At 37.8% G+C, this 23,559-nt stretch carries 22 protein-coding genes and 1 pseudogene; 17 read left to right on the forward strand and 6 right to left on the reverse strand.

Annotated features, from left to right (window positions below):
• The first annotated feature begins 61 nt into the window (after nucleotides 1–61).
• The 4 genes from R8N23_RS17560 to R8N23_RS17575 all read left to right on the forward strand — a co-directional run bounded on the left by R8N23_RS17560 (nucleotide 62) and on the right by R8N23_RS17575 (nucleotide 4,422).
• Entirely contained in the window at nucleotides 62–1,234 is a 1,173-nt protein-coding gene (locus R8N23_RS17560; protein WP_318172905.1) for a PLP-dependent aspartate aminotransferase family protein, read from the forward strand.
• Nucleotides 1,235–1,236: 2 nt separating this feature from the next.
• Entirely contained in the window at nucleotides 1,237–2,412 is a 1,176-nt protein-coding gene (locus R8N23_RS17565) for a homoserine dehydrogenase (protein ID WP_318172906.1), read from the forward strand.
• Nucleotides 2,413–2,566: 154 nt separating this feature from the next.
• Complete coding sequence (locus tag R8N23_RS17570; RefSeq protein WP_318172907.1) at nucleotides 2,567–3,184, forward strand: PAS domain S-box protein; 618 nt, start codon at nucleotides 2,567–2,569, stop codon at nucleotides 3,182–3,184.
• Between the two features lie 80 nt (nucleotides 3,185–3,264).
• Nucleotides 3,265–4,422 (forward strand): tol-pal system protein YbgF, encoded by a 1,158-nt coding sequence (locus R8N23_RS17575; protein WP_318172908.1) that lies wholly within the window; start codon nucleotides 3,265–3,267, stop codon nucleotides 4,420–4,422.
• Here R8N23_RS17575 and R8N23_RS17580 read toward each other — a convergent pair whose 3' ends face one another.
• The 6 genes and pseudogenes from R8N23_RS17580 to R8N23_RS17605 all read right to left on the reverse strand — a co-directional run.
• Complete coding sequence (locus tag R8N23_RS17580; RefSeq protein WP_318172909.1) at nucleotides 4,423–5,496, reverse strand: glycosyltransferase family 4 protein; 1,074 nt, start codon at nucleotides 5,494–5,496, stop codon at nucleotides 4,423–4,425. It lies immediately after the preceding gene.
• Between the two features lie 19 nt (nucleotides 5,497–5,515).
• Entirely contained in the window at nucleotides 5,516–6,505 is a 990-nt protein-coding gene (locus R8N23_RS17585; RefSeq protein ID WP_318172910.1) for an NAD-dependent epimerase/dehydratase family protein, read from the reverse strand.
• A gap of 8 nt (nucleotides 6,506–6,513) precedes the next feature.
• Entirely contained in the window at nucleotides 6,514–7,620 is a 1,107-nt protein-coding gene (locus R8N23_RS17590) for a DegT/DnrJ/EryC1/StrS family aminotransferase (RefSeq protein ID WP_318172911.1), read from the reverse strand.
• A gap of 6 nt (nucleotides 7,621–7,626) precedes the next feature.
• Entirely contained in the window at nucleotides 7,627–8,088 is a 462-nt protein-coding gene (locus R8N23_RS17595; protein ID WP_318172912.1) for an acyltransferase, read from the reverse strand.
• Nucleotides 8,085–8,735, reverse strand: coding sequence for a Gfo/Idh/MocA family oxidoreductase (locus tag R8N23_RS17600; RefSeq protein WP_318173585.1), 651 nt, complete (start codon nucleotides 8,733–8,735; stop codon nucleotides 8,085–8,087). Before R8N23_RS17600 ends, R8N23_RS17595 begins: the two co-directional genes overlap by 4 nt.
• A 9-nt stretch (nucleotides 8,736–8,744) precedes the next feature.
• Nucleotides 8,745–9,092, reverse strand: a pseudogene (locus tag R8N23_RS17605) (Gfo/Idh/MocA family protein); the annotation flags it as partial.
• A 166-nt stretch (nucleotides 9,093–9,258) separates the two neighbouring features.
• Between R8N23_RS17605 and R8N23_RS17610 the strand changes: the two are divergent.
• Genes R8N23_RS17610 through R8N23_RS17670 form a run of 13 tightly spaced genes read left to right on the forward strand, consistent with a single transcriptional unit; the run spans nucleotide 9,259 to nucleotide 23,552 of the window.
• Nucleotides 9,259–10,173: a polysaccharide biosynthesis protein gene (locus R8N23_RS17610; protein ID WP_318172913.1), complete on the forward strand. Its 915-nt coding sequence runs from the start codon at nucleotides 9,259–9,261 to the stop codon at nucleotides 10,171–10,173.
• On the forward strand, nucleotides 10,173–11,480 hold the full coding sequence (locus R8N23_RS17615; RefSeq protein ID WP_318172914.1) for a hypothetical protein: 1,308 nt from the start codon (nucleotides 10,173–10,175) through the stop codon (nucleotides 11,478–11,480). Before R8N23_RS17610 ends, R8N23_RS17615 begins: the two co-directional genes overlap by 1 nt.
• The gene (locus R8N23_RS17620) at nucleotides 11,477–12,772 is read left to right on the forward strand and encodes a hypothetical protein (RefSeq protein WP_318172915.1); all 1,296 of its coding nucleotides are present in this window, start codon (nucleotides 11,477–11,479) and stop codon (nucleotides 12,770–12,772) included. The genes R8N23_RS17615 and R8N23_RS17620 overlap by 4 nt, the downstream gene beginning before the upstream one ends.
• Nucleotides 12,765–14,237: a hypothetical protein gene (locus R8N23_RS17625; protein ID WP_318172916.1), complete on the forward strand. Its 1,473-nt coding sequence runs from the start codon at nucleotides 12,765–12,767 to the stop codon at nucleotides 14,235–14,237. Before R8N23_RS17620 ends, R8N23_RS17625 begins: the two co-directional genes overlap by 8 nt.
• On the forward strand, nucleotides 14,234–15,112 hold the full coding sequence (locus tag R8N23_RS17630) for a hypothetical protein (RefSeq protein ID WP_318172917.1): 879 nt from the start codon (nucleotides 14,234–14,236) through the stop codon (nucleotides 15,110–15,112). Before R8N23_RS17625 ends, R8N23_RS17630 begins: the two co-directional genes overlap by 4 nt.
• A gap of 5 nt (nucleotides 15,113–15,117) precedes the next feature.
• Entirely contained in the window at nucleotides 15,118–16,290 is a 1,173-nt protein-coding gene (locus R8N23_RS17635) for a glycosyltransferase (RefSeq protein ID WP_318172918.1), read from the forward strand.
• Complete coding sequence (locus R8N23_RS17640; protein WP_318172919.1) at nucleotides 16,287–17,201, forward strand: glycosyltransferase family 2 protein; 915 nt, start codon at nucleotides 16,287–16,289, stop codon at nucleotides 17,199–17,201. The genes R8N23_RS17635 and R8N23_RS17640 overlap by 4 nt, the downstream gene beginning before the upstream one ends.
• Nucleotides 17,198–18,436, forward strand: a complete 1,239-nt coding sequence (locus tag R8N23_RS17645) for a glycosyltransferase (protein ID WP_318172920.1) — start codon at nucleotides 17,198–17,200, stop codon at nucleotides 18,434–18,436. The genes R8N23_RS17640 and R8N23_RS17645 overlap by 4 nt, the downstream gene beginning before the upstream one ends.
• Nucleotides 18,429–19,610 carry a glycosyltransferase family 61 protein gene (locus R8N23_RS17650; RefSeq protein WP_318172921.1) on the forward strand — a complete coding sequence of 394 codons (1,182 nt, stop codon included), beginning with the start codon at nucleotides 18,429–18,431 and terminating at the stop codon, nucleotides 19,608–19,610. The genes R8N23_RS17645 and R8N23_RS17650 overlap by 8 nt, the downstream gene beginning before the upstream one ends.
• A 46-nt stretch (nucleotides 19,611–19,656) precedes the next feature.
• A complete protein-coding gene (locus R8N23_RS17655; RefSeq protein ID WP_318172922.1) occupies nucleotides 19,657–20,418 on the forward strand; it encodes an FkbM family methyltransferase in 762 nt (253 codons plus the stop codon).
• The gene (locus R8N23_RS17660) at nucleotides 20,415–21,524 is read left to right on the forward strand and encodes a hypothetical protein (protein ID WP_318172923.1); all 1,110 of its coding nucleotides are present in this window, start codon (nucleotides 20,415–20,417) and stop codon (nucleotides 21,522–21,524) included. Before R8N23_RS17655 ends, R8N23_RS17660 begins: the two co-directional genes overlap by 4 nt.
• Nucleotides 21,511–22,338, forward strand: a complete 828-nt coding sequence (locus R8N23_RS17665; RefSeq protein ID WP_318172924.1) for a glycosyltransferase — start codon at nucleotides 21,511–21,513, stop codon at nucleotides 22,336–22,338. The genes R8N23_RS17660 and R8N23_RS17665 overlap by 14 nt, the downstream gene beginning before the upstream one ends.
• Nucleotides 22,335–23,552: a hypothetical protein gene (locus R8N23_RS17670; protein WP_318172925.1), complete on the forward strand. Its 1,218-nt coding sequence runs from the start codon at nucleotides 22,335–22,337 to the stop codon at nucleotides 23,550–23,552. Before R8N23_RS17665 ends, R8N23_RS17670 begins: the two co-directional genes overlap by 4 nt.
• Nucleotides 23,553–23,559 lie beyond the last annotated feature (7 nt).

Genomic DNA, 23,559 nt, shown 5'->3' on the forward strand with positions numbered 1-23,559 from the left:
TTTGTCCAATCCAGACAATGGATCCTTGAAAAGTCTCCTTGTAAACTTTAAAAATAAAGACATGCAAGAGACAACAGAAATTTTACACAGCATCCTGTCAGATCCTTTGACAGGCGCACTCTCAACTCCGATTTATCAAACTTCCACGTTTGTGCAAGATGCACCGGGGGTAAACAAAGGTTTCGACTACAGTCGGTCAAACAATCCAACTAGACAAGTACTAGAGGAAACCATCGCCAAACTCGAAAATGGTGCTGGAGGATTTGCTTTTGCTAGTGGACTAGCAGCTGTAGATGCAGTAATTAAACTTTGCCAATCGGGCGATGAAATAGTGGCTGTAGACGACATCTATGGCGGAACATTCCGTTCCTTCGAAAAACTGTACAAGAAATTTGGCATCACAGTGCATTACACGGATACTACGGATCCAGAAAATATCATCGACAACATTACCCCTAATACCAAACTGATCTGGTTGGAAACTCCAACCAACCCTACCCTAAAAATCACCGACATTGCAACCATCTCGAAAATCGCACATTCGAATGGTTGCCTTGTGGTGGTTGATAATACCTTCGCTAGTCCCGTATTGCAAAAGCCACTTGATTTAGGAGCGGACATAGTACTTCACAGTGCGACAAAATACATCGCTGGGCATTCTGACGTGATTGCCGGTTTGATTGCTGTAAAAACCAACGAGTTGGCTGATGAGATTAAATTCATTCAAAATGCTACTGGCAGTATACTCGGACCGTGGGACAGTTGGCTAACTATTCGTGGCATCCAAACCCTCGGACTAAGAGTAGAGAAGCAATGTAGAAACGCAGAAATCATTGCCGAATACTTACTCAATAAGCATGAATTGCAAATTGTGAATTACCCGGGCTTGAAACAGCATCCCAATCACGCTTTGGCCACTAAGCAGCAAAAATATTACGGAGCCGTAGTATCCTTCGCTTTCAAAGAAGATTCGAAAGAAAAAGCGACCGACTTCGTCACTAACACCAAACTTTTCAAGCTGGCAGAAAGCCTTGGTGGCGTAAAAAGCCTTTGCTGTCACCCGGCCACCATGACACACAAGGGTACGCCTGATGATATTCGTAGAACTGCTGGAATCAATGATTCGCTGGTAAGATTATCGGTTGGTACAGAAGACCCTTCTGATTTGATTCAGGACTTAGAAGAGGCATTTGAAAAGATTAAATCAAAAGAAAAAACCGCTGTAATAGCATAAGAATGAAAAACCTCAAACTAGGCATTTTCGGCTTCGGCTGTGTAGGACAAGGCTTGTACCATGTCCTCCAACAATCCAACTCCATTAATTCGGAAATAGTGAAAATCTGCATCAAGGATCTGAACAAACCCAGGTCCTTGGATGCTTCCTATTTCACAGACAATAAAGATGAATTACTTCAAAATGAAGAAATCGATGTTATCGTTGAATTGATTGATGACGCAGATGCGGCATTGGAAATCGTAACCACTGCTATGAATAGTGGCAAATCGGTGGTATCTGCCAACAAGAAAATGATAGCTGAACATCTGGAAGAACTATTAGAGCTCCAAGAAAAGAACAAAGTTTCTTTTTTGTATGAAGCCTCTTGTTGTGCTAGTATTCCAATCATCCGAAACTTGGAAGAATATTATGACAACGATTTGCTTTCTTCCTTGGAAGGCATATTCAATGGGTCCACCAACTTCATTCTTTCGAAATTGTTAGCAGGTGGCCAGACGTACGATGAGGTATTGAAAGAAGCCCAAGATTTAGGGTTTGCGGAAAGCGACCCCACTTTGGACGTAGAAGGTATCGATCCAAAATACAAGCTATGCATCTTGTTGTTTCATGCCTTTGGACTGGTTGCCAAACCCGAGGATGTATTCAACTACGGCATTTCCAAAATCAATGATTTTGATATTGACTATGCCCACAAGCACGGCTACTCTATCAAGTTGATTTCTAAATGCAGAAGAGAGGGAGACAAAATTGAAGCTTACTGCCTACCCACATTTATTCCAAACGGAGCTGTATTGTCTCAGACCAACAACGAATATAATGCGGTAGTATTGGAAAGTGCATTTTCAGAAAGTCAGCTCCTATATGGAAAAGGAGCCGGCGATAAGCCCACAGGTTCGGCTGTGTTGTCTGATATTTCAGCCCTAAACCATAATTATAAGTACGAGTACAAGAAGAGAACTAAAAATAAAAACAAGTTCGAGCTGTGCGAAGATTTTGATTTAAGGCTTTATGTCAGATATAATGGCACCTCCCCTGACTTTAAGGACTTCGACTCCATAGAAGAAAAATATTATAGTGAGCAAGGGAATTTCCTTGTAGGCAAAATCAAATTAAAGAACTTAAAAAACTCAAGTTGGCTCAAAGAGTCCAGTATCAACACGATCGTATTGAACTAACAATACCCAAAGATTTCATAATTGAGAACCTGAACCCTATTGGCAGTCGGCTAGTAGGGTTCTCCTTTTTAAAACAATATTCACTAAAAAAAATCTCCGCTCTAGCTACTTTTCTCATCTCGTATTTATAAATTTTCAAACCTAACCATCAGCAATGAGAGAGAAAACAGAACAACTGCAGGAAACCCTTCAGCTACTAGAAGCTATTCAAGACAGCACAACAGTGGCCAACTTGGTGGTGGCATCTGATTTTAGTATCGTCTCTTTCAACCGTCGTTTCAGGGAATTTTTACTCAAGTATTGGTCTCATGAAGTATCGGTAGGTGAAATCAGCACCAACTTCGTCCATCCTGACAACATGAAAGATTTCAAGCGTGAATTTGACCAAGCGCTAAACGGAAAGGTGATCAATGGAGAGCATCATTTCACCACGAGAAGCGGCAGGAGCATGTGGATTGCAGTAGAGTACCACCCGGTAAAAGAGCTTCCCAACTGCGGAAGCAAAGTAGCTTTGTCGTTTAGGAATGTTACTAGAGAGAAGCTATACGAGCAAAAAATCACTCAACAAAATAAAAAACTAAAGGAAGTGGCCTTCGTGTCTGCTCATCAGCTCAGAGGACCCATCACCTCTCTTTTAGGTTTAACTAACCTCCTTTCAGAAAAACCAAATGACTGGGCAAACACTCAGCTTTACATTCAGAAGATTCAAGAACTCTCGCAAAAGATTGATTGCGAAATTCGGAGGTTGGTGGGGAAAACAGAAGAAATTTAAATCCGTTTCCAAAGTCTTCTAGGTATTTGTTCAGCATGTATTAGCTTTATGCTGAAAGAAAATTTTCATTCAAGAATTTGATGCGAACACTCTTATTTTCTGCTGTCATACTCGTCTTGGCATACAAAGCTAAGGCAGCCCCAAATGATAGTATACCTGTGTTACTTACCGATACCGAAATTCAGATTGAGTGTACGGAAGGTATCAATAGTATGTACAACTTCGACTTCAAAAGAGCGGACTCTCAATTTCGCTGGCTCAAAGGCAAATATGGATGGCATCCTCTTCCCTATTTTTTGTTGGGGCTCAGCCAATGGTGGCGAATCGTGCCAAACATTCAAGACGAACAATATGACTCAGCCATGATCGCCTATATGGATAGTACCATCATGGTGGCAGAGAATATTCTGGAGCATGGTAGCGAAGTGGAAGGTGGTTTTTTTCTTTCGGCAGCCTATGCCTTCAAGGGTCGCCTTTATGCTGAAAGACATTCTTGGAGAAAAGCGGCAACAGCCGGAAAAAATGCTATGAAGTATTTGGACTACTGCCGAAATCACGAGGAGTTTGGCCCTGAAATCCTTTTCGGAGATGCACTGTACAACTACTATTCCGTTTGGATCCCTGAGAACTATCCCATTCTCAAACCAATCATGGTCTTCTTTAGAGATGGTGATAAAGAATTAGGACTTAAACAGCTGAAAGAAGTGGCCAATAATGCCTTCTTCACAAGAACGGAAGCTCAATACTTTCTGATGAGAATAATGGCCAACGAAGAAAATAATCGTCGAGCTGCTTTATTCACTTCGGAGTACCTCTATCAGACTTTCCCAAACAACGCCTACTTTCATCGGTTTTACGCTCGGCTGCTATATTCTACCGGGCAACATGCCAAAGCGGAAGAAGTATCTCTTTCTATAATCGCCAAGATCGACAGCAGTTACTTAGGCTATGAACAAAACAGTGGGCGATACGCTGCCTTTTTCTTAGGAGAAATCAATGCGCATAGAGACGACGTAGAAGAAGCTGAAAAATACTATAAGCTGTGCGTGAAGTACGGCGATGAGATTGGCGCTCAAGAAAAAGGATATTATTTATACTCTGTTCTTAATTTGGGCAGATATGCCGCAGGCCGTGGGGAAACAGAATATGCCAAAGAGCAATTCAAAAAAGTAAAAAAACTATCTGACAAGAAAGATCGAACCTATGATCTGGCGAAAGACTATTTAAAAAGTCTATAGCTACTCGAACAAACTAAGGAAATTCTGTTTATTAGACTCTACCGAATATTGTTGTTTGACTTTATCCCTTCCTTTCTTACCCATTTCTGAACCTAAGTCCTTATTCTCAATCATTAGTTTTAAATTATTAAACCAATCTTCTGATTTACTGCAGTGAAACCCACTCACTTCTGGCTCAACAATTTCTTTGTTCACCCCTACCGGTGAGACGAGTACAGGTTTTTCCAAGGCCATAAATTGCAGTGCCTTAAAGCCACACTTGCCCTCCGCCCACTTATCCTCTTCAAGTGGCATTACGCCAATGTCAATCTGATTTAAATCCCGAATCTCTGTTTCTCTATTCCAAAGGACAAACTTTTGATTGGGAAAAGCAACTTCCGGGGCTTTGTCAGCAATGACAATAAACTCAAAATCACGAACCTGCGACAAATCTTCCAATACACTCCTCAAAAGTTCTAGATATTTCAATGTGGAATGTGTCCCCGTCCAGCCAATGGCCGGCATTTTTTTAGGTTTGGATTCAGGAAGGTGTCTACCCACCGTATCGATAGTAGTAGGATTTAAACAAACTGCGGGATTATATTGTTTGGCATAGTCTACTAAAAATAGATTTCCTGCACTGATCTTGTAGCTCCATTTTATGATCCATTTTACTTTGTTTGGAAACTTGAGCCAGGAAACCAAACGATTTTCTGCACTGGTATTTGGCATCCAAATCGCATCATCAAAATCGTAAATGATTTTTTTCCTACAAACTTTAGCAATAAACCATTCTATGATGGGATATCCTAATGGTGTAACCTCACGATGTACAAAAACAAAATCATACTTCCTCATATTGAACAAAACCCAGATCCTTCTGAGGAATCCCCGAAATATTCCTGATATTTTTCTAAAAAAATGCCCCTTGGCATAAAGAATCTCCCAAGTAGTTTCATCTATGAAAGACTGGCTGTCATACGCATAACCTTCCTCTGTCAAACACGTGAGATATTGCTCAAACCGGAAGCGCTGCGAGCCGGCAGTATCTTGAGGATAAGGTGTGAGAAATAGTATGCTATTGGGCCTGTTCATATTCGATCAGCAATTTATGCTATTTCCAAAAAGGAGGTAAGTTTTTAGTTAGTTCCAGTGATTCAAATTTCCGAGTGGGCTGATGACTAACCAATTTAGCCCAGCGAGACATTTTTTCTAACCCCACTTCCAAAGAAGTATTTTCTATCTCACCAAAATGTTTTTTAATTTTTGCATGTGAAGCAAAAGCATGTTGTACTTCATTTCTACTCTCATGAAACTGGATAGGACATGACATTTTCATGGCTTTCATCACTTGCTCAGCCAGATCTTTGACTGCAATAGCGTCATCAGCACCAACATTAAATACCTCCCCATACGACTCCTTTTTCGTTACGCTCTCCGCAATCAATGGTACAATATCATCTATATAACTAAAAGCTCTGGTTTGACTTCCATCTCCAAAAATAGAAAGCGGTTTCCCGAACATTAGTTGATTCATAAAAATACCAATCACATTTCTATATGGATCCGTAATATTTTGCCTCTCTCCATAAACATTATGTGGCCTAAATATCACATAATCGAGCCCAAACATTTTCTTACTTACTTTCAACTCCTGCTCCACAGCGTACTTGGCAATACCATAAGGATCTTCGGGCTGAGGAATCATTCCCTCTATCATCGGAGATTTCTGATTGCCATAAACCGCAATAGATGAAGTAAATACAAAACATTTAATATTATGTTTCACTGACTCGTTGATCAGATTTACACTTCCAATCAAATTGTTTCGGTAGTTATATCTTTTGATAAAATGACTCAACCCCTCTGCCGCATATGCAGCCAAATGATAGACATAGTCAATTTTGTTTGACTCAAATAATTGCTCTATTAAAACTTGATCAGTGACACTTCCATGGATAAACAGTGCCTCCAGAGGAACATTCTCCTGCAGACCACCGCTTAAATCATCCAGAACGATGACTTCATCTCCTCTGGCAATCAACTCATCTGCTAAATGAGACCCAATAAATCCGGCACCGCCAGTAACTAATGAAATAGGCATCTGCTAATTTAATGTGAATCGTAAAAATGTCTAATATGCTCACAAACGTAATCGACTTCCTTAGTGGTCATTTCAGGAAAAATAGGTAAGGATAGAATTTTACTGCTTTCAGCATGAGCTACAGGAAAGTCTTCTACTTTGTGATTCAAGTCTTGATAACAATCCAAAAACGGGAGAGGCGTTGGGTAATGAATCGCAGTAGAAATCTCGTTGCTCTTTAAATAATTCTGTAGACCTTCTCTGTTTTCAGCAGAAACCACATACAAGTGGTACACAGGATTGGAATTGGAGTTAACAATTGGCAACCGCAAACCTGAAACACCTTTTAGCGCTTCATTATATTGCTTGGCAATGTTTATTCTTCGAGAAGTCCAATCAGACAGATATTGCAGTTTTACCGACAATACTGCTGCTTGAATAGTATCCAACCGACTGTTGATTCCTTCTATTTTGTGCTGGTGCTTTACCAATTGACCATGATTCGCAAATTGTCTGCATTTTTCAGCCAATTGATCATCATTGGTAACAATACCACCTGCATCACCATATGCTCCCAAGTTCTTTCCTGGGTAGAAACTAAATGTTGCCGCATGGCTCGAGGCCCCTACAGACCACCCACCTCGGTCAGCCAGATGAGCCTGTGCCGAATCCTCTACAACAATTAAGTCATGCTTATCCGCTATTTTTTTTATCGCATCCATATCAGCCATTTGTCCATATAGGTGCACCGGAACAATGGCTTTGGTATTTGAATTTATTTTAGACTCAATTTGTTCTACATCGATTAAATAGTCTTGACCTATGTCCACAAAAATGGGTTTGGCTCCGGTCTGCGATATGGTTTCTGAGGTCGCTATCCATGAGCAAGCTGAGGTAATCACCTCATCTCCTTCTCCTATGCCCAGCATTTTTAGGGTGATATAAATCGCATCTGTTCCATTAGCCACACCAATACAATGCTTAGTCCCACATTGCCTGGCAAACTGCTCTTCAAACGATTTTATTTTTGCTCCGCCTATATAATTGGATTGATCTAATACCTCATGTATGGCTTGATCGATTTCGGTTTTATACTGCTGGTATTGACGCTGCAGATCAACAAAGGGAATTTTCATACAATATCATTTTTTGAGTAAGCGTGCAGGATTCCCCACATATATGCCAGGGACGATAATATTTTTAGTCACTACAGCTCCTGCTCCTATAACTACATCATCACAAATGTTCACTGGCAAGATAGTTGCGTTCGAGCCTATAGAAACTCTGTTGCCTACCATAGTTTCTTTCCAAAGAGATTGATCACCACCAGCTGGCCTTCCTTTACTAAAAAGGTCATTTATGAAACAAACACCATGGCCAATAAAGCAATCCATACCTATGGTCACTAACTCACAAATAAATGAATGAGATTGTATTTTTGTGCGCTTGCCAATTTTCACTCTCTTTTGTATTTCTACAAACGGACCCACAAAAGTGCCATCCTCTAAAGTGCATTCATAGATATTCACAGGCTGTATTATAGTCACACTGCTACCACAGGTTACATCACGAATAGAAGCTTCTATAATTTTGGGCTTGGTCATCTTATCTCTTGATAAATTTTATCAATGATTTCAACACTTTTTAGGCCATCAAAAGCAGAGGCACTTATAGAGGAGTTTCCTTGTAGGACCTCAACGAGGTTTTGATAAACCTGATCATGATTGGACATAGAACCACTATAACTTCCATAATTATTGGCCGTGTTGCCCCCTTTCAGATTTTTGATCTCAAAATTTTCAATGCTCTGATATTCCAATTCATTGAGATATTGACCGCCAATTTTCACGGTACCCTTATCTCCAAAAATGGTTAGGGAGCCTTCCATATTTTTTTGGTGCGAATTCACTGTGTAGTTAATGCTTCCGATCGCTCCAGATTGAAATTCTAAAGCCACAACTCCTGCATCCTCAAATTCAATGATTTCGTTATGAGCAAAATTCCTACTAAATCCTTTCACTGTTTTCACATCCCCCACAATCCAATAGAGCAAATCAATAAAATGACTAAACTGCGTATACAAGGTTCCTCCATCTAAATCCATAGTGCCCTTCCACGAACTAGCATAATAATCCTCATTTCTGTTCCAAAAGCAACTCAGTTGGACGGATTGTATTTTTCCTAATCTCCCCTCTTCAATGGCTTTTTTGACCGCCTCAACCGGTGGATTAAAGCGATTTTGTTTGATCACAAAAAGCCTTTTATTGTTACTCTCCGCACATTTGATCATTTCACCGCAATCATGCGCATTGATAGCGAGTGGCTTTTCGCACAACACATGATGGCCTGCTTTCAAACAAGCTATACTGTGCTTGGCATGTAGACCATTCGGCGAACAAATGGACATTACATCTATCTGAGATTCATTTGACAAAAGGTCTTCTAGCGAAGAATAAGCTTTACAATTGTATTCTTCAGCCAGTTTTTTTGCCTTTTCATAATCCGTATCACAAACAGCTATCAGTTCACCATTATCAATCATATGTTTGGCATGTCGTTGAGCTATTCTCCCACAACCTACGATTCCAAATTTAATTTTGCTCATTCGTTCAAATTTTCGCCAAAAATACCAACATGGAAGTTGATTGAGAAATGGTTTCGAATTTTAATGAATTTGCAGAGATATTCTATTCAAACCTTAATTTATCATAGATATATCACCATTCATCGAAATATTAGAATCTTCATTTACTGAAATCCCTTAACTTCGAACCATGCTGAACAATCAGTCCATATTCATTACTGGAGGAACAGGAACGCTAGGTCGCGCTTTTATCAAAAAAGCTCTTGCTGAATACCCAGATATCAAAGAGATTACGATTTATTCTCGCGATGAGATGAAACAGTACGAATTGCGCCGCGACTATCCGAGTTCATGCTTTCCAAAGATAAAGTGGGTCATTGGTGATATTAGAGATGCGGAAAGACTCAGTGACAAAATGAGAGGGGCTGATATTGTGATTCACACGGCCGCCATGAAGCATATACCAATCTGTGAGGAAAATCCTGAAGAATGCCTTAAAACCAATGTGGAAGGCACAAAAAATGTAATTCAGGCGGCTTTAGAAAATGGTGTCAAGAAAACAATACTTTCTTCAACGGACAAAGCCGTAGACCCTATTTCAATCTACGGCAATTCTAAACAAGCAGCGGAGAAACTATTTCTGAATGCAAGTAATGAGGTCAGTAAATTTGCCATTATTAGACTAGGTAACATTTGGGGTTCTAGGGGCTCAGTGGTGCCTCTATTTAAAGAATTGGCCAAAACTGGAATAATTCCGATTACACACCCAGACATGACCAGGTTTTTTTGTACTGAAGAGCAATCTGCTGAAAGTATATTTTACACAATACAAAATATGCAAGGAGGTAAAATTATCATCCCAAAAATGGAGGCTCGGAAAATTGTGGATATTGCCCATGAAATAGCACCCGATTGTGAACATCGAATTATTGGACTGAGGGGGTTTGAGAAAGTTGGGGAGAAGTTGGTATCAGATATTGAGTTGGATCATCTTCATAAGTTTGATGAATATTGGGTAATATCTAAATTTTTACCAACAAACTCAACGGCACAAGACTTTCAGTCATTAGATAGCAGTTCGTTCCTAAATTATAAATTGAACTAATGGGAGTTCAGGATCTTATTATTACTCCCTTTTACTTCTTTATTCTGCTTATCGCAGCATATATGATCCGCCCCTATGTAACTAATCAGGATACTAAGCCTTATTTTATTCCCGGGCTGTTCGTGAAATTTATTGGGGCTATTGCTCTTGGCCTAATTTATCAATTTTACTATGGAGGTGGCGATACCTTTACCTTTCATACACATGGAAGTCGATGGATATGGCAAGCTTTTATGGATAACCCAGGTATTGGATTAAAACTATTCTTTACAGAAGCGGGTGACTATAATGGTCAATCGTACAAATACATTTCTCGAATTTGGCAATTTAGAGACTCTTCCTCTTGGTTTGTTATAAAACTAACAGCTTTCTTTGACCTTATCACCTTTGGGACCTATGGAGCAACTGCTCTTTTTTTTTCGTCATTTTCTTTTTTAGGTAGTTGGGCGTTGTATCTCGCATTTTACAAATTAAGGCCAAACCTAAAAAAACATATTGCATTAGCTGTACTCTTCATACCTTCAGTTATTTTTTGGGGGTCTGGTATTTTAAAAGACACAATTACATTTGGGGCCTTAGGTCTAATTACTTATTTGCTTTTTGAATTAACCATTCATAAAAAGTCAACTTTCATCCACATAGTCAGCCTTGTTTTCTTTTCCTGGATAATCCTGTCTATCAAAATATACATATTGTTATGTTTCCTGATAGCGGCGTCGGCCTTTATGATTTTTCAATACACTAGTTTCATAAAAAAACCAGTGATTAAAATAATGGCAATGCCACTGATAGGAGTTGTTTTTGGAGGTGCGGGTTTTTTTGCTTTGCAGAAAGTAAGCCAAGAAGACTCAAGATACGCATTGAACAACATTGCTCAAACAGCTGCTGTAACTGCTTATGACATCCGTGCAGGCTGGGGAGCTCGCCTAGGTGATACTTCAAGTTACAATCTAGGAACTTTAGATGGAAGCCTCACTAGTTTTATCTCCCTTGCACCGAAAGGCATAGTTGTCACCTTGTTTAGACCATTTCTTTGGGAAGCACAAAACCCTTTAATGCTTTTGGCTGCATTAGAAAGTTTGATGGTTACTCTACTCACTCTCAATGTAATTTTCACAATCAAGATTCGAAAAATATTTGATTTCATTCAAACACCAATTGGCATTTTTTGCCTTACCTTCACTTTGATTTTTGCTTTTGCGGTGGGGGTAAGTACTTCTAATTTTGGAACATTGATGCGATATAAAATTCCTGTCATGCCATTTTTTCTCACTTCACTAATTTTTCTATTAGGTAATAAAAAATGAAAAATGTTCTGATTCTTACCAACCACTTTATCCCTTCGGATGTTATTGCCAGCTTTAGAGCAAAAGGATATGCCCTTAACTTCAAAAAACATGGTTTGTACCCAATTGTGGTTACAAGAAACATAATAGAGCGGCGGGAGGCCGAATACATTATTGAAAAACATGAATTGTACGAAGTTCATAGGCTTCCAACTAAACAAAACTCAGGAACAACAAACCGAGATAGATGGATTTACAATAGACATGCATTTATCCAATCGCTGTTCGGCTATATCGATCGCTCACCCGAAAATATTGCCACATATGATACATTTTCACATTACCTCGAAGGTCTATTGAAAAGACAAAAAATTGATTTGACCTTATCCATATTTTCCCCATTTTGCTTGATCCGATTAGCTCATGACATCTATGATAAAAGTGGAATCCCATACGCCGTTGATTTCAAGGATCTTTGGGACAATAGATACTGCAACTTAAATTTTGCCCCTACCATTAAAGATAAAATCTACAATTTCATTACACGTTTTTACCTTAGGAAATGGGTTTCAAAATCAAACTTAACCATTCACACCAGTGCACCTTGGAAAGACCTAACAGACAAATTTTTAAAATTTGACATACAAAAGTCTATTGTAATACAAAATGGATACGAAAAAGAACTTTTTGACTCTTTACCTGAAAAATCCAATCAAAAGTTCACCATCAGTCATGCTGGTTCACTTTATAATAATCAAAAATTAGAACTAATTGTTGATGGATTGAAAATGTTCTTATCCAAAAACTCAGAGGATGTCAAAGTTGAATTTATTGGTGGTAATGTTGGGCATGAAAAAGACACCTCTGTGATTGGCAAGCGATTCCGAATCAAAAACTATCTAACAAAAGAACTACCCGCAGAAAATTTTGAATTCATTGATAGAATCAGCCGCATAGATCTCCTTAACAGATTAAAAAAATCAGATGTTTTGTTATTTCCTACATTTCCTTTGGCCCCGGGCACGTATTCTGGGAAGATATTTGAATTTCTTGGGTTAAAAAAATTCATTCTTGCAGCTCCCAATGATGATGGTGTCGTTGATGAGCTCATCCATGAAACAGGAGCAGGCATCAGTGCTAACACGGCAGATGATATTTTAGAACAACTACAGCAAGCATTCGACTTATGGAAACTAAAAAAACCGCTATACTATGGGAAGCAGGAAAAAATCATAACTTATAGCCGTGAAAAACAAGCTTCGGTCTTAGCCTTTCATCTCAAAAAGAATTTTTTCCAAGCTAGTTATGAGTAGAATCAAGTCGATACTAAAAAAATGGATCGCCAATTTAGTCAATGAGATTTTTTGGAGAAAAAATAGACCTGTAACTAAAATCAATAAGGTCGTAATTCTCTACTTCGTTGCTCTCGAATCCAAAAAAAATCAACTTTGGTCTGACGGGTTTACTAGTGCTATTGACTTTTTAAAGGGTGACTTTTATGATTTTAACTGGATCAATCTAGCTCAAGAAAAACCGACAAAGAAAGAGTTAGAGTCATTTGATCTGGTGTTAGTCAAAAGCAATTGGAATTGGATCCCGGATATGTACTGCCGAAAAACACTTCGCGGAAGTCGCACGCCTCGAGGACTTTTAATTTCAGGTGTAAACCCTGCACCGACCATCCGCAAGCAATGTTTCTATCAAATTCTTTGGTACGAAACATTTTGGTACAAGAATCAAATAAGTATGCATCCAAATACCTTTCATGGTTTCGGAATTGACACAGAAACATTTACTAACCAATCCCAAACAAAGGACTACGACTTTGTAACAGTCGGCGGATTTGTTCCGCACAAAAGACATGACCTTTTTATGCAACTAAGAGGAAAGAAAGCAGCAATAGGTGATATGTCATTTGAAAATTCAAAAGAAATTATAAATACGCTAAAGAAAAATAAAGTTGACGTCTTTGACTTTTCTAGTCAGGCTGACCTTAATAGACTCCTTAATAAGTCACATACTCTTTGCATATCTGCAGGAATTAGAGGTGGTGGTGAACGAGCAGTGCTTGAAGCAAGATCAAGTGGAACAAACGTGAAATTATTACAAAAAAATAGCAAACTTACTGAGTTACTAACCAGTCCTATTTGGTCATCAAACTACTATGCATTTCAATTACTAAAAGGAATTGAGAGTATCAGTCACTCTAAAATAAACAATGGGTCCAATCTGATTGAAAGCAATAGAATCCTAAGCGCGGGCTATTTGTCGTATCATCGGGGTGATATGAAAATTTTGGGAGATCAGTATATCGAAATAGGTAATTATTGCTCGTTCGGCAACAACGTTAAATTCATCACGTCAAATCACGACTATAACTTCCCCTCCTTGCAAGGCACATTCTACAAAATAAATTTTAACCAAAAGCATCCTGGAGAACTACCTCCCTATTCTAGTGCCAGAACCAAAGGCCCAATCATGGTTGGTCATGATGTATGGATAGGAGACAATGTAACAATACTTTCAGGCGTGAGTATTGGTCATGGGTCGATCATCGGCACTGGCAGTATAGTGACAAAAAACATAGCTAATTATAGTATTGTAGGAGGCAATCCTGCCATGCATATCAAAGGTCGATATTCAGAAGAAATCATCACTTTAATGTTGGAATTGAAGTGGTGGAACTGGTCACCAAAAAAAATCAAAGCCAATCAAAATTTCTTCAATGCGAACCTTAATCAGCTATCTATAGATGAAATAAAAGAAATACTCGTATGAGACTCTGTTATTATTCCGATAGTTACAATGTAGGTGATGCACTCAATGCATGGTTATGGCCACAGTTATTTGAAGAATTAGAGGATTTCCATTTAGTTGGCATTGGTTCTATATTATCATATTCTTTTTTAAAGACAAAACCTGAACTAGATGATAGTCGGGTTAAAAAAATTGTCTTTGGGTCTGGAGCAAGAAGTGAAAAATTAGATTTTAAATTTGGTTTGGACTGGGAGATTAGATTTTTAAGAGGTCCTCTATCATCTGCAACTATTACCAAACAAAACAACAACTTTATTACAGACAGTGCTTATGCCATTGCTCTGCTGCCACAGTACAGCGCACTAGTGACACAACAAAAAAAATATGAAATATCACTTGTTCCCTATTTTAGGAGCATGAAATATTTTGACTGGAAAATGTTTACCCGCCAAACCGGTGTCCACATCATACCGAGTACGCTAGACTGCACTACATTTATTACCGAAGTCAGCCAATCCAAACTTGTAATTGCAGAAGCCATGCATGGTGCAATAATTGCAGACATCCTTCGTGTCCCTTGGCTTAGGTTAAAACTTAAAGCACATCACTTTGAACAAGAGGCCACCTCTGAATTCAAATGGTCGGATTGGCTATTATCTATGACTTTGAAAAATAAGACATTCTCAATCCAAATTCCGCATCACTTATCTTTTACTGTCAGATATTTTCCATTGTTTATTCAGCGATATATCAATACCAAATTGTTGATAAGGGCTATTCAACGTTCTTCTTCAAAAACAACCTCTTATCAATTGAGCATTAAGCATATTTTCAATCAAAAAGTCACACAACTTAAAAAAGAAGTTGATTGGCTTAGACAACATTATTCAAATTGAAGAATATGGTTAAAGCTCTATTAATTAGCAATTTCGAATCGCATCCGGTCAATTCCGGCAGAACTACACGCCTAACCAACCTTGTTGATCATCTAAATGATCATTGCAATATTGAATGCCATCTTCTTGTAATCTCCGATAAAGAGAAGATGTCTGATGAAACAAAAAATTATTGGGGAGACCGATTATTCTCCTTATTCACTCCAAAAAAAATTAGCTGGAAAAAACATAGTCTATTTGACAAAATAGTGGCACGGCTAAAAAAATGGATTTTGAGAAAATATTATCAAAACATAGATGTCGATACATTGTATGATCAACGTCTTGTACCTGCCATTGAAAAAATCCAAGCCACTTATTCATTCGATATTATCATTAGTGAATACATATTTATGTCTGGATATCTCAAATGTTTTCCAGAAAGCCATAAGCTCATAGACACTCATGACGTTTTCTCAAATCGGTTCAAAATATTCAGTCAGCAAAATATAGCACTGCCTCTTGAAAGCTGTTCATCAACGGACGAACGCAAAGCTTTGCTCAGAGCTAATGCAGTAATTGCAATTCAAAATAATGACAAAGACTATTTTAAGAAACTTACTCAAGGTAAAGTACCAGTAGCTACGGTTGGTTATCTATATGAGCATAGACAAGTCAATTTAAATGAATTGCAATTCAATAACACACTTCTATTTTTCGCAACAGCTACCTCGTGGAATATCAGTGCCTATAATACAATCTTAACAGAAATACTTCCAAAGCTGAAAGAGCAAAATATAGAGTTTCATACTATCGTAGCTGGAAGTATCACAAAACATATTATACCAAAAGAGGAAATAGAATACATTCCTTATGTAGAAAACATCCAAGAGCTATATGATCGTGCAGATTTGATAATCAATCCAACATCGTTTGGCACAGGCTTGAAAATAAAATCTATTGAGGCACTCAAATACAATAAATTGGTTGTGGCTCACCGACATGCCTTTTTGGGTGTTGAGCAGGTAGAGCAAGCTGTCAGCCTAGCCTCAAATAGCAAAGAGATGAGTCAGGCAATTATTGAACTACTTTCATCTGTCTCGACAAGAGATAGATTGAGGGCAGGAATTGCAAATTTCAATCAGAGCTATTATCAACAGAATTTGAATTCATTAAAAAAACTAACCTCAACCTCATGACCTCGAGGATTTCCATATTGATGCCAGCCTATAATGCGGAAGCCTCGATCATAAGGGCAATTGATAGCATACTTTTACAGACCCATCAAAATTGGGAACTACTCGTGTTAGACGATTGCTCCACAGATCAGACGATGCGTCTTATTCAATCTGTAAATGACTCAAGAGTAAAGTTCTATTCGAATCCAAAAAATCTAGGTTATTTAAAAAGTTGCAATCTACTTTTTGAAAAATGTACAGGTGACTATATTACGTTTCAAGACGCTGATGATTATTCTGATCCAAAAAGGATTGCCTTACAACTGGCTGAATTTTCTAAAGATAATGACCTTGCGCTATGCGGTACACAGATTTATTTGTTTGATAACAAATCTAGATCCGAAAGGAGATATCCTATGAAGGACACGGAATTGAAAAAAGAATTACCTCACAGCTTTCCGTTCTGTGGAGCTACTATAATGATCAAACGTGAAATGTATGAAAAGTATGGGGGCTACCATGAGGCATTTGATCGCATAGGTTATGAAGACTATGAATGGGCAGGACGAATAATTTTAGAAAATAAAGCAATAAACCTTCCTGACGCCGTCTATTACTATCAATATTCGGAAAATTCAATTACAAAAAACATTACGGCAGCCGAAAATTTCATCAGCTTTGAATTGGCTCAATACATGCTCTTCGAAGGCGTAAGCTCGAAAAAATTAATCGAAAAGAAAAAAGAACAGCTGCTTCTGCCTTTCAGGCAGGACCCATCACTGATGCATCGACGGAATTGTGATCTTCATGCATACAACAGAAACATTAACAAGCAGCGCCTGTCTGCATGGAATGCTTTTAGGATTAGACCTTATTATCTGATCAATATAAAGTACCTGATCAGTGCACTACTCAAACCTAATTCCAAATGAACCAACTAGTTCTTTTGACAATCGAATTTCCATATGGAAAGGGAGAAAATTTTCTTGAAACCGAGATCAAATACTTGAGTGAAAAATTTGACGCCGTCTTCGTCATTCCCTCTAGAAACAACAACAACCCTACCCGACAATTGCCAAAAAATTGTCAATTACTGAACGATTTGAGTAAACTACCAAATGAAACTTTTTCCTTTAAAAAGTTTTTGAAATTTTGGAATCAAGCCTTAGTTGTATATATCTATACACTTCTTTTTTCTGCCCATCGGGTAAAATATATAAAATATATCGGCAGCTTACTTCACCACCTATATAATGATATATCTAAGCTGGAAACATTGGAAAACCTAGTGGAGAAGAAGCACCTCAAAGATGCCCTGTTCTACGACTACTGGATGCTAAATGATGGAATTTCACTAGCGATCTTAAAACGACAAAATAAAATTCGAAATCTAGTGTGCAGAGCGCATGGGTTTGACTTATATGACGATGTACATGTAGAGGGAGTCATTCCTTTTAGGGAGTACAAAGTAAAATACTTTCAAAAAATATACTGCATTTCGGAGCACGGTCAAAATTATCTCAAATCGGTAATCACCCCAAAGCACGCGAAAAACAAAGTACTTAAAAGCTATTTAGGAGTTCCTGACCCAAATGAAATACTTGGAACAAATCAAAACAAACTTCCTCAAATAGTGTCCTGTTCGAGTATGACCGACAACAAATCTGTAGACCTCATTGCAAAAAGTATCTCCAAAATGAAAACTGGTTGTCAATGGATACATTTTGGAGATGGAATCAACATGAAAAAGGTGGCTAAATTAGTTGCAGAATTTCCACCACATATTTCTGTTGACCTTAAGGGTCATGTTCCCAATTCGCACCTATTAGGTTATTATAAAAAAAACTCCATCGACATATTTATATCCATGAGCAGAAGTGAAGGGTTGCCTGTATCTATGATGGAAGCCCAATCTTATGGCATACCTATAGTCGCTCCTCACGTAAATGGCATACCTGAAATAGTAAACCATAAGACTGGCATCTTAATCGGTGATCGTGCAACAACAGAAGAAGTAGCAAAAATTTTGGATGACATTCTCTCTAGAAAAATTCCCTTCAACAAGGATGAAGCACGTCAACATTATTTAGATAATTTTAACGCAGACAGAAATTATACTGCTTTCGCAAATGACCTTTTGAAACATACAATCGCTAAAAATGAATAGTATAACTAAATGGTCTAAAGCAATTCGTTCACTATTACTTTCCATCAAATACCATCGGTGGAATAATAGATTAGCTCAGAAAAAGGATATTCTGGACAGACCTGGGTTATTAGAATTACATAAAAACAATATCCATTACTTTGGCAAAGATGAAGTCATCGAATTCAATAAAGAAAGTTTCCAATTTATTAATCGTTCTGAATCTACTCAATGCGAATTTTTCAGTCGAATTCTTACCGAAAATGCATTAACCATTCCCAAACCATTCTATGTCCGCTTATCCAATAGCCATCTCGTTGGGCATTACGCAGTAGTAGTTCAAGATGGTAAAATTTTATTGGAATCCACTTACAATACACTTTTCTACCTACGTAAAACTGGAGATGCTAAATATTTGATGAACCTTCGTTTGGCAAAAAAGAATGACCATCACTTCAAAAAGGCCATTTCGCTCGTCAACATATTAGATTCCAGTTACTTTTTTTGGTTAACTAATTTCCTCCCACAACTTGAACCTCATTTACCTGAACTCTTAAAAGACACCAATTTTAAAATCATTGTAGCAAAAAAACCTAAACGTTTTCAAATCGAGACCTTGCACCACCTTGGTTTAGAAAAAAACTTATTTCAATGGGATAAGACTCATGCACATGTCGAACACCTTATCGTACCTTCGGTGTTGAATGCTCACATACCCTACGACCAATATCAGCTAATCCAATTATTATCTCCTAGGATGATTCATTGGCTGAGAAGTGCTTTTATAGTAAACAAGAAGGAGCCACTAAAAAACATCTACATTTCACGTGCCCAGTCCTACGGTCGTCAGTTGATCAATGAGGACAAACTACTTCCTTATCTAAAAAGCGCAGATTTTGAAAGGGTCTTTTTAGAAGACCTCTCATTTTCTGAGCAAGTGAGGCTTTTTGCCTCTGCCAATAATGTAATAGCCACACATGGAGCTGGACTTATCAATTTAATATTTTCGTCCAATGCCAACATTATAGAATTTTTTCCTGCTAAATGGACATTAAACCGAAGCAATATTTTTCAGCTATCCAATCACCTTGATCACAGGTACAAGTTCATCCTGCTCGATCCGGTCAACAAACAGCTCGATATGAAAATAGCTATTGAGGACATGAAAGACATCATAAAAAAGCATGTTAGATAGATGTAATTACAAAAAATTCGAACTATAAGATTCAATTATTGAAACGATGAAGTCTATTATAAAAAAAATCTTTCGTCAAGAAACCTACGCTTACAAAAGCCTGTCCCGGGTATATCATATTCGGTCTTATTGGAAACCTACATATGCCCAAATTGACCAAATGTTGGAAAGGTATCTCGAAAACAAAGAAACAATACAATTTATCCAAATTGGCGCCAATGATGGAATCACAAATGATCGCTTGAACCAATGGATCAGACGTGGTAATTGGCAAGGTATTTTAGTGGAACCAGTACCCTATATTTTCAAGCAACTCAAAAATAATTATTCAAATCACAACAACCTTCAATTTGAAAACGCGGCTGTATCGCATGCAGATGGAACCATTTCCTTTTACAGTATAAACCCAAAAATGAAAGATCGTATTCCTAACTTTGAAAGGATGGGTACACTTAATCGTGAGATTTTGGAAGCCATTGCAAAAAAAATTAATGAACCTGATATGATCTTAGAGCAAACCGTAGATTGTATTTCGTTTGCCTCCTTAAAAAAAAAGTACAACATTTCATTTTTGAATCTTCTTCTTATCGACACTGAGGGGTTTGATCATGAAATATTGAAAATGATCGATTTTAATTGTCTTACTCCCGAGGTTATCATATTTGAACATGTTAATATGAGTAATTCAAATTACAGGGAGAGCCTTAAAAAACTGAAGAAAAACAATTACAAAATGTATCGGCTTGGGTTGGACACAATGGCGATTCAAAAACAACTGAACATTAAAAAAATTTCGCTTCGTCCATGAAATACTTAAGGAACAAAACAATCTTGATAATCTCCCCTGAAGCCTGGAGCCAGCTGCATGTCTCTAAACACCACTATGCGAAACATCTGACCTCACACAACACCGTTTACTTTTTAAATCCTCCTTCTGACCGTTTTAAAATCACATCTTCTGAGGAAAAAGGCTTGTATGTGATAGATAATAGTTCTCTTCGCGGCGTGCACTATTTGCCTCCTTTTCTATCTCAATATATTACTGCTTGGGAGATTAGTCAGTTGGAAAAAAAACTAAGCACAAAATTTCACATCATTTGGTCATTTGATCCTTCAAGATTGTTCAACCTCAAACGGCTAAAACAAAAGCTAAGAATCGCTCATCTAGTTGACCTTAACCAAACTTATGAAAGAAACATACTACTGAAAACTGCCGACCTGGGACTCACCGTTACGAATTCTATCAGCAAAAAACTATCTACGAACAAACTTATTGTGCATAACATAGGCCACGCCTGTGCTCAACATATATCGACTTCATCCTCACCCGACCCAAAAAAACTACCTGGAGTAAATAAGGTCAAAGCAATTTATATTGGGAATTTGATTAGGGATGCCGTTGATTGGGAGGTACTTTATCAAACTGCAAAAAAATACCAAGAGGTAGATTTCATTTACTTTGGTTCTGATGAACGTGAAATTAAAAAATTAAACGAAAACAAGGACTTTCATTACCTATGGGAATGTTATCAACTCACCAATACTCATTTTCCGGGTAGAATTGTTGCTAATCAAATTCCTCAGACCCTTCTATTAAGTAACATTCAGCTTATTGCCTTTAAAACATCGTTTCATAAAGAACAAACCAATTCTCACAAAATATTAGAGTACATGCAATCTGGTCGAGTTACAGTGGCAACATATACAGAAGACTTTGACGGAAACGACGAATTGATGGTAATGTCTGAACACAATCACGAATATGTGTCATTGTTTAATAAGGTACTAACAAGCCTCGATCAATTCAACTCTGATGGACGAATGGCAAAAAGAAAAAAACTAGCTCAAGAAAACTCTTACGAGAAAAAAATAGAGTTAATCGACCATTTAATAGCCTCACATGTCAAAAAATAATCAAATGGTCTCCATTATTACTGCAGCATTCAACGCAAGTAAGTATGTATCTGAAACCATTGAATCAGTACTTCGCCAAGAATACACCAACTGGGAACTGATTGTAGTAGACAATAACAGTAATGATAATACGCTCCAAATTGTCAAATCATTTGCAGACAAAAGGATTATTGGAATCTCTGAATACAAGCAAGGAGTGGGACATGCCAGAAACGCAGGACTCAAAATAATGAAAGGAAGTTTTTTTTGTTTTCTCGATGCAGACGATGTGATGCCTCCGACTGCACTTTCGTCTAGATTACAAATTTTCGAATCAAATCCAAATCTCGACTTTGTAGATGGTCGAGTTCAATATGTAGATGAAGTACTAGTCCCTATTAATAAGAAATATACTCCATCTTTTATTGGCATGCCCTTCGATCGTTTGTTGAAATTGGATTCGAGTTGTCTCTTTGGCAATACCTGGATGATCAAAAAAGATCCTACTGAAAATTACACCTTCCAAACGGATATGACCCATGCAGAAGATTTATTTTTCTATCTCAGTATTAGTCGAGGCAAACAATATAGCTTTACCTCGGACACCGTGCTGCTCTATAGGCAGAGGGAGGGTTCGGCCATGAGTGATATTCGAGGGCTAGAAAATGGATACATCAAACTCATCAAAAAAATAAAAATTCGACTTAATACCCCCTTTAAAACCTTGTTTTTACTCAAATTGAAAATCGCCAAAATAATGTGCTTGTCCTTCTTGTTTCATGATCGTAATTTTGTAGCAGCAATCAAATCTCCAATCAGAATACTAAAGGCTTGAAAAAAAACAGCATACTTGTTTTAATATATAATAGCTATAAAGATCCACTATTTCAGAACTTGCTTTTAAACTATATCAAGTCGCTTAGTGAAAAAAAAGATTTCCGATTTGACCTGATCACATTCGAGCAGACGGCATATGCAATGAGCAAAAGTGAAATGATCATTGAAAGTAAGAAGCTCAAGAAATGGAATATTCATTGGCACCCACAGGTTTTTCATACGGGTCGTTTTTTATTATTTCAAAAGTTTATAGATCTACTCACAACACTATGGGTATTAACCAAGATCAAACTGAAATACCGCTCGACGCATATTTTTGCTTTTGCCAATGTGGCCGCTGCGTTGTCTTGGATGGCCAGCAGAATACTGAAGATGAAACTAGTTATTTATAGTTATGAGCCACACAGTGAATTTTTGGCAGAGCTGGGACATTGGAAACGGTCAAGTTTGAAATACAGATTACTTAGTTACTTAGAAAAACGTGCTGGCATAGACGCGTCACATGTTATGACAGGAACCAAACATGGTGTAGAGCTGCTCAAGTCTTTTCGATCAAAAGCTACCATATTCCGAGCACCAACGGCTGTAGACCCGAATGAATTTTATTTCAGAGCTACAGCCCGAAAAACGCTCAGACAAAAGTTTAATTTAGATCAAAAGTTTGTGGTTCTATACATTGGCAAATTTGGTGATCTGTACTATGAACAAGAAGTCATCCATTTGTTTCAAGGCATACTTGATATCATTCCTAAGTCACACTTGATGATAGTGACAAGATTTAATCATGATAAGGTAAAAACTTGGCTTTCTTCAAGAAAAATCCCGCCTGAATCATATAGCCTTAATCAGGATATTGCGAATGAAGAGGTAAAAGAATATATATCTGCGGCAGATATAGGCATTAGTGCCGTTCCACCTTCATTATCTCAAAAATACAGGTCACCTACCAAGGTAGCTGAATATTTGCTATGTGGGCTTCCCTATATCACTTGCAAAGGCGTATCAGAAGATGACGAAGTGGCTGAACAAGAAGGTGTTGGTATCGTAGTAGAAAAATTTTCCAGAACTGAAATTCGTTTTAAAAAGTCCGAATTATTGGCAATTGCATCAACTGAAAAAGAGAAATTAGTTGCAAAGCACCGTTCAGTTGGTTTAGAATACAGATCAAAAAAAAAAATTGATGATTTGCTTTTTGAGATATTCACAAAATAATTAAGCA

Source organism: Reichenbachiella sp. (assembly GCF_033344935.1).
In the GTDB taxonomy this organism is placed as follows: Bacteria; Bacteroidota; Bacteroidia; order Cytophagales; family Cyclobacteriaceae; genus Reichenbachiella.